The sequence below is a fragment of the Lysinibacillus sp. FW301-JW8 genome (assembly GCF_058788755.1).
Genome location: NZ_JBYTBB010000093.1, coordinates 1 through 7,475 on the forward strand (window position 1 = coordinate 1; position 7,475 = coordinate 7,475).

At 32.8% G+C, this 7,475-nt stretch carries 9 protein-coding genes; 5 read left to right on the forward strand and 4 right to left on the reverse strand.

Annotated elements, in window-relative coordinates:
* Positions 1 to 176: 176 nt before the first annotated feature.
* On the reverse strand, positions 177 to 287 hold the full coding sequence (locus AC3WOM_RS24475; RefSeq protein ID WP_492448759.1) for a YjcZ family sporulation protein: 111 nt from the start codon (positions 285 to 287) through the stop codon (positions 177 to 179).
* 12 nt (positions 288 to 299) lie between these two features.
* Positions 300 to 515, reverse strand: a complete 216-nt coding sequence (locus AC3WOM_RS24480; RefSeq protein ID WP_492448747.1) for a hypothetical protein — start codon at positions 513 to 515, stop codon at positions 300 to 302.
* Between the two features lie 49 nt (positions 516 to 564).
* Between AC3WOM_RS24480 and AC3WOM_RS24485 the strand changes: the two genes are divergently transcribed.
* From AC3WOM_RS24485 to AC3WOM_RS24500, 4 genes are all read left to right on the forward strand, one after another.
* The gene (locus tag AC3WOM_RS24485; RefSeq protein WP_492448748.1) at positions 565 to 1,338 is read left to right on the forward strand and encodes a CsxC family protein; all 774 of its coding nucleotides are present in this window, start codon (positions 565 to 567) and stop codon (positions 1,336 to 1,338) included.
* A 390-nt stretch (positions 1,339 to 1,728) separates the two neighbouring features.
* The gene (locus tag AC3WOM_RS24490) at positions 1,729 to 1,890 is read left to right on the forward strand and encodes a hypothetical protein (protein ID WP_492448749.1); all 162 of its coding nucleotides are present in this window, start codon (positions 1,729 to 1,731) and stop codon (positions 1,888 to 1,890) included.
* Between the two features lie 130 nt (positions 1,891 to 2,020).
* Positions 2,021 to 2,257 carry a hypothetical protein gene (locus tag AC3WOM_RS24495; protein ID WP_427549103.1) on the forward strand — a complete coding sequence of 79 codons (237 nt, stop codon included), beginning with the start codon at positions 2,021 to 2,023 and terminating at the stop codon, positions 2,255 to 2,257.
* 543 nt (positions 2,258 to 2,800) lie between these two features.
* Positions 2,801 to 4,075, forward strand: a complete 1,275-nt coding sequence (locus AC3WOM_RS24500) for an oligosaccharide repeat unit polymerase (RefSeq protein ID WP_492448750.1) — start codon at positions 2,801 to 2,803, stop codon at positions 4,073 to 4,075.
* A gap of 49 nt (positions 4,076 to 4,124) precedes the next feature.
* Here the strand turns inward: AC3WOM_RS24500 and AC3WOM_RS24505 are convergent, their stop codons facing one another.
* Together AC3WOM_RS24505 and AC3WOM_RS24510 are read right to left on the reverse strand one after the other, a co-directional pair.
* A complete protein-coding gene (locus AC3WOM_RS24505) occupies positions 4,125 to 4,775 on the reverse strand; it encodes a FusB/FusC family EF-G-binding protein (RefSeq protein ID WP_492448751.1) in 651 nt (216 codons plus the stop codon).
* Positions 4,776 to 5,396: 621 nt separating this feature from the next.
* Positions 5,397 to 6,401 (reverse strand): alpha/beta hydrolase, encoded by a 1,005-nt coding sequence (locus AC3WOM_RS24510; protein WP_492448752.1) that lies wholly within the window; start codon positions 6,399 to 6,401, stop codon positions 5,397 to 5,399.
* A gap of 189 nt (positions 6,402 to 6,590) precedes the next feature.
* Between AC3WOM_RS24510 and AC3WOM_RS24515 the strand changes: the two genes are divergently transcribed.
* Positions 6,591 to 6,992 (forward strand): hypothetical protein, encoded by a 402-nt coding sequence (locus AC3WOM_RS24515; RefSeq protein ID WP_492448753.1) that lies wholly within the window; start codon positions 6,591 to 6,593, stop codon positions 6,990 to 6,992.
* Positions 6,993 to 7,475: the final 483 nt, after the last annotated feature.

Consider the following 7,475-nt stretch of genomic DNA (forward strand, 5'->3'; position numbering starts at 1 on the left):
CTCGTTTTGAAAAAGGGCTATACTTTTTAATTTGTCACCTTGATTTCATTGACATAATAGTATTTCAACAACATGAGGTCACTCTTGTAAAAGTGACCTAATAATAAGGAGGTGTTTGGCTAATAAACTTTAGATTGTTTTTTATTCCTATATTGTGAATAAAAGAGTTTTAGAGATTAATACATGAAAGTAGCGCCAACAATAATTAGATGAATGAATAGAACAACAATTAGCGCAAAGTTTGAACGAGAGCCGCCATAATTACTACCATAATCTTGTGTAGAAATTTAAGGAGATATTCATCCTAATAAAAAATATTCAGGAGTAAAATTGGGATACTCTTTTTGTTTAGTGAGTCCGCTTGGAAATAAGTTAAAAATAATGGGCAAAAAATGGTGAATACCTAGCATTTTGTGCTCATTCTTATCTCTTAGCTTAAAAATCTCATTTTTAAAATCAGAAAAAACTAGGTATACACGTCCATACATAGATTTAATCGCTACATATTCTGGCAATATAGAGAGCACTCTCTAATACTAAAAAAATGAAAAGAGGGAATTTTTTTTGAGTGGTCAATCAGAAAATCAAAATCAAATACCACCTTGTCCAGTAACATCAACTGAACTAGTACCATTAACTAGTGAGGTTACTCCACTAGCTGCTACACCGGTTACAGCTCCAACTATTAAAATTCCAGTTGTACTCGCAGAACCAACACTTCAAATTGTTGTGGAGTCGGATATTACGCTTAGTCCTGCAGCAACTGAAATCAAAAGAGTGAAAAAAAATGTTTTCCTAAATCAAGTTAAATTAGTACCGGTTAGATTTGCACGTATTGCTAACACAGACTTTTTTAGGGTAACAAGAGCTAAATTGTTTGTAGCAGGGCATATTCGCAAAAATATAGAATATGCTTCAGCGGCTTGTAATGGAGCACTACAAGATAGAATTGCAGACGTTCCGTTTTCTGGTTTTACAGAACTTTTTTTCCCACAAACACCTGGAGGCACTACTCCAATCTTAGGAATTTCCGAGTTTGCCGAAGCGAACTTCCTGAATGAAAGAACTCAATTGGATGCTCGATTGGATAAGGCTTTCTTCCAAAATCTCGTTAAATACAATGAACAACCATTTGGCGAGTTAGTCGCTGCAAACTTCTTTGAACTTGATTTTTCACCAATTATGGCAGCACCCGAAGGTACATTCAGCACATTGCGTGAAAAAATTGTTCTGGATCTTACAGTAAAAGTACTGCAAGTTCAACAAGTCCGCCTTGGCGCTGGTAGTACTGTAATAACTCCTGTTCTTTTCGGACTTACTCCTCCTACTAGTCCTTAATAGTCTTTAGTTTTTAGAGGAACAGAACAAATAAACAGGCAGTTCACTAAAAAATGTGATGAAAAAAAACAACACTGGAATATTTAATGGGTACTGATAAAAATCTAATATTTAATTTGGTAGTTGAAAGTTTGGTTGATATCTGATTTTCAACTGCCTTTTTGTTTTAATAGCAACAATCTTTGAGAAAACAGCCTAATTTTAATAATATTAGATTGAATTTCGATTAGCACTCAACGTTGTATTTAAATTTGTTTTTGATAAAGCCTTTTGGAAATTGTGCATCCCCAATGTCGACTGACCGTTTAATTGAAGTGTATCAATGATTCTGAGTATTTAACTGCTGATACAAAGGTAGTAACACTAATGGAGATATTAAGGAGCTCTTTAGTGACAGATGAACAGAGAGCGTTACTAAATGAATTAGATACAGCTATGCGGTTAACTGAAGCAATTTTCCTTGAATATGCTTATCGTCAAGGGATAGAAGATAGCCAAATGATTCATAGAGGCATTGATACGTTTGGAATTAGAGAACCTTTGTATGTGTAAGAATATAGTTAAAGCACTCTCGTATGAGGGTGTTTTTTCATTGAAAGGGGTGAAAAAAATGTAAAGGCATGAAAATAGTATTAGAATCACCTTTATCAATCATGTATATTTATGGATAAGAGGTGGAAACATGTGGTGGAAACTAAAAAAAATTATTGATGATGAAAAGCAAATTGTATACAGATATAGTCGTGAAAATGATGAGTTAGATGGTGAAGTTGCATTTGACAGAGAAACCAATACGTTTCGTTGTATCAAATTAGCAAGTGGTGATACTCAAAGAGGAGTTGAATGGTTCTATCCTCATTTATGGAGAACTATTAGTAAAGAAAATGCTCCAGATGAACATTTTATAGCAATTGGTTAAAAGCATAAGTATTGAAAGAATTAGAAAGTGCTTGGTTTATAGTGGAATCCATTTTCCTTGAATATAGTTATTGTCAAGGCATAGAAGATAGTCAGATGATTTATAATGAACTGAATAAATTCGGTATTAATATTACAAAAGAAAGTATGAATGTTGTTATATAGTTCAGTACCCCAGAAGTACCACAAAATGGCATACCGGAATATACAATAATACTAAAAATAGAAAATATGATATAATATGAACGCTTGATATACTTATAGTCTACTTATAGAAAATCAACCATTACGAATACGTTTGAACTCTGGGAGAAAAATACTCCTCCAAAATGGTTGTCATAACAATGAAAAGCCATTCACGCTAGGTCGTGAATGGCTTTTTCTTAGACTATACTGTGTGAATTTTAAAATAATGGTTTTTATATACAAAGCTAGTAGGGAAATATGTAAATAAAAGATTTGATAGCTCTACTATTTTTGTTTTACATATATAGTAATAATTAGTTTGATATTAGGAGGGAATGCATCCTCGGATGTGAAAAGCATGAAACAATTTTTTGGAAAATTAAATAAAATCGATACATTTTCACCGTATTTCTTTTTACCTTTTGTTTTAGTACTCTATTTTTTCACAAGTATGTTTGATTGGCATAAATTTGAACAATTTAATATAACTGTATCGATTTGGCCACCAGTTATTTTAGCAGTAATTTGCTATTACATAGGTGTTTACGTTATTGACAAACTACAATGGACCATTCCTTCATTTGGTCTGTCATTTTTAAGCAAATATGTGATTCATTTTATTGTGTTTCTTACTATACTTGGTTTAGGGGCCTATATATTAATGACTGTTGAAGGTGGATTTGGGATTTCTGATGAGTCTAATCGCCGGAATTTAGATCCAAAGCTGAACTTCTTTAGTCAATTACTATGGTTTGGCGTTTTATTGCTATTGTCGTACAAAATGATATTAGAAAAGCATATGAACTTCAAAAAAGCATGTATATATGGTGCTATTTTCGCGGTAGTTATGTTCTTGTTTTTATTAATGGCCTACCGAACACCCTTAATTATTATGATGTTTACTGGAATCATTATTTTCCACTACGTAGTGAAACGTGTGAAATTAACGTGGTTTTTAACAACGTTGTTAGTTATTGGTTTTGCATTCTCCATGTTTAGTTTTCTACGTGTAATAATGGAGGATCAATCGTTAGCTTTCAATAAACGAGATCAGCCAGATATAGAGTTGTTGGAAGAAGAGGCAAGAGAGAAGCTATTAACGGCTGAACAAAAGGTGAACTTAACCCCACAATGGATACGTGCCATTAATGCGGAAAGTGTGACTAGTCATATTGTATTAAGTACAATTATTGAATATACACAACAGGAAGGCTATTTACATGGTCAAATCCATAAAGGAATTTTTAGTACAGTATTACCTGGTGAGCAAACTTCACCTCGAATGAAGGTATCAGAGGTTGTCAATTCGATTAGTGTAGAGAAGGGAATAATTATCACACGTGAAAATCGCACGACTACGCCAACCTTTATTGGTCAATTATTTTTAGATGGCGGCTATTTATTAGTGGCGTTGGGTTTCTTCTTGTATGGTGCCTTAATTTCTCTTGTTTATAATAAGGTGAAACAAGAGGGTATCCGTAGTTTCCATTCAGTTGCCTATGCATTTATCATTACGCTCTTCACAGTTTCGATGCATACAGGATTACTCGATTTAATCTTAGTTTTAATGCTAGGCTTTGTTATCATCGCGTCATCCATTATCAAAATGGATAAACAGACTATTCGTTATTAAAGGAAAAAAGACTATCCCAGCTGGTGATAGTCTTTTTACGTTTCATTATTTATTGCGTGATGCGCTCAAAAAATGCCTGTGTTTTTTCTATATCCGTTACATGCTGATTACAAGATTGGCTATCTGCACAAATATAATTACTATGATTGGTGAAAGTTCCGACGATATTTCCTTTGACAGTGGTTGTCAATAGCCCCACATCAGAATGACGATTGCAAAGGGCACATATACCTCGAATGGTTTTGTTAGAGAATATACCTTTGATTGCTTTTAGTTGTTCACCTTGCTCGATTACGATGTATTTTCGATGAGTACCAGGGTCATCCCAAGCTAAATAACAAATATGCTGAAAATCCATATCTTCAAGCATTGGTAGCTTTAACTTTTTCTCTTTTTTAAATAGGTTTTTCAGTGTACTTGCTGTGACAGCTTTAAAGGGAATAACAAAAGGGATTAATTGTGCTAAATACTCTTCCCCCTGTGCACGATCCGTAACAGTAAAAACCTGTTCGATTAACTTCGCTTGTGCATCAGTTAGCGCTATTTTTGCCGTAATTTCGCTTTCGACAATGCCATGCACGGCAAGGATGACATTTTTATCTTTTGTTGAAGCCAATGCTTGCAATATTTTATTCATTTGTTGTTCAAGTAAATGGTAGTTAGCGACCGTTAAAAACGGCTGTATAGTTTGATTATTCATATGAAATCACTCCTGTGTATTAGGCTTTTAAAAAATGATGGCCTAAAGAGATCATTCAAATCATTTATTTAATTAGACCTCTTTGACCTGTAATAGGGATGGTCTAGAGCATGCATTACAATAGAATGCTTTCATTTTGATACCTCCTTTAATGGAAACGTTGGTATAATATGAGGTTTTGAGGTAAGGTGAATCAAATGAGAGACAAAGAAGCGACCAAAAAGTGACCAATCTACTTAACTTGTTAAATATCTTAAAATCTTTAGCTTTATCTTCATCAATCAGGTGACCATAAGTACCTATAGATATACTAACATGAGCATGAATCAATTACTCTTGTGTAGTCTTGAATTACCTTAATTAATTATTACATAAGAGGCGAAGGTATGTCTAAGGTTGTGTAAATTTTTTTATTTCAACTAATTTATTTTAACAAACTTTGACCAGGCTCTTGTTAATGATTTGGGTAATGCGGGATGGGAAAATTGTTAGAACATAGTAAATCCATTTCAGAATCATTAGCTGGCACCATTCATTTTTCTTTGTAACTATCTCTTTTTATAAGGATGGCTAAAGAGGATTCTTATAATGTATGTAATTGTTCTTACTGAATTTATTTTATTACTGAGTAACTTTCTTCATAAAGTCTAGCTCTTGAGCTATATTGTATTGTGCTTCCTCTGTTGAAAAATCACCATTATAACTATGTGCTAGATTCGATTCTTCAGGAGTAATATATAATGTAACATCTATTCCTAAAGATGATAACTTTTCTTCGAAATCTAATGCTTGATCAGTGAAGGTTGCAAATGTTCCCTCAGTTAAATAAGTACTTGGAAAATCCACATTTACATTTTCAATAACATTTGCTTCAGTTACCTCGGATAGACTTTGAAACTCATTTGAATCAAAATAAGCTCTAATCATACCGTTGAAAAGCCAGTTTGTAAATGCAAAACCTGTATTATCGACACGTTTTATATCTATTAAGGCACAATTTAAAATAACTCCTTTTATTGTTATATCCTTTGTTACTTTAAATCCATATTTTTCTGCATATTCATTATTAGTTTGAATAATAGATAATTGACCTGCTAATTGACCACCAGCCGATTCACCAGAAATCACAAAGTTATTATTATCGATACCATATTGTTCTGCATTTTCAGCAACATACCCTAGAGCTTCTGTTGCTTGAATAATTGGAACAGGATATAAATAATCAGGAGATAAAGCATAATTCATTGAGACTACAATGTAACCCTCATCAACAAAGTGTTGAACAAATTCTTCATTATCTACTTTATCCCCCCATGCATATCCGCCACCATGTATATTAAAAAGTACTGGTTTTGTATTTGTTGTATCTCCTTCAGGTACAAAAATATCTAAATAATTATTAGGATAATTACTTGCATAGGGTACATTTCTATATACTTTTGTATTATCACTTAATACCTCTTTTGTTTGTTCAACACGCTCATCATAACTGTATTCAGCACCTAGATAACTTCCTGTAACTTTTAGAAATGGGGCTGGATTAAAATGGTTAAAGGTAATAAACAATAATATGCTTGCTGTCATTATAATAACCATCCATTTGAATATTTTTAAAAATTTTTTCATAGTTTTTATACTCCTTTTTATTTGGTCGAAAAGGATACCCCTGAATCTCCAAAAGAATTATCAAATAATTTATTGTCCAGATTTGGTAATAGTTTATTGGAGTTATATCGTCAACAAAGTATTTTTATGTAGCTAAAAAGGGAGGATAGATAATTTTTTGTGTCCTTACATTAAAAGGAGGGGATGTCATTGAAGAAGATAATGTTAATTATGTTATTTATAGTTGTATTAGGTGGATGCGGCACTAATAAAGATTTGTTAAATACAGAGTTACAAGGGTCTTTTAATACAATCATAAATAATAATAATGCTACAGTTATAGATTTGAATGAAATAACAAAATTTGATTGGGAAAAAGCATATCTTTTTTCGCCGTATACTCCAAGGGAAAGCATTAACAAGACGGTAGGTTTGAAATTTATAAGTGATAGTAGAATAGATACAAGTGATGGTATTTATTTAATTGTTTTTATCAATAAAGAGAAGGTCGTTCAATACTCTGAAATTGATAGACATCAGTCAGAGTTTTCTGTTGATAATGGTGCCTATCTTACTCCAGAGAACTCTTTAATAAAAATTACTCGCTCATGATTCATAATCATTACTTCAAAGGAAAAGAGTATAGGAGATACTAACTATACGAGTGCAAAATGATGGCTCCTAAGCTGATCTTATAAAAAGGTGAGGATATGATTGTTAGTAGAAAAATTGATTGGCACATTGTTGTAGTCATGTATCAAATTAAATTGGTTGAATAAATTATGGAGGGTTTTACCTATACGAGATTAAAGCCCGTGCTTTACATATTATGACTAATATAATGAAACTGATTGTAGATTAAAACAATTTGATCTTATTCACATAATAAAGAATAAAGGAGAATGATACAATGAGTTTTGTTAATTATTCGAATTGGACTTTATACATTAAACCTTCTTTTGCTCAAGAACCTAATGGAGGTGATTTCCAATGATGCCAGGTGGAATGCCAATGCCAGGTGGAATGCCAATGCCAGGTGGAATGCCAATGCCAGGTGGAATGCCAATGCCAGGTGGAATGCCAATGCCAGGTACG

Bases quoted from the DNA above. Each gene is read 5' to 3' on its own strand.
- AC3WOM_RS24500 (WP_492448750.1), top strand. From the start codon at position 2,801: ATGAAACAATTTTTTGGAAAATTAAATAAAATCGATACATTTTCACCG.
- AC3WOM_RS24495 (WP_427549103.1), top strand. From the start codon at position 2,021: ATGTGGTGGAAACTAAAAAAAATTATTGATGATGAAAAGCAAATTGTA.
- AC3WOM_RS24505 (WP_492448751.1), bottom strand. From the start codon at position 4,775: ATGAATAATCAAACTATACAGCCGTTTTTAACGGTCGCTAACTACCAT.
- AC3WOM_RS24510 (WP_492448752.1), bottom strand. From the start codon at position 6,401: ATGAAAAAATTTTTAAAAATATTCAAATGGATGGTTATTATAATGACA.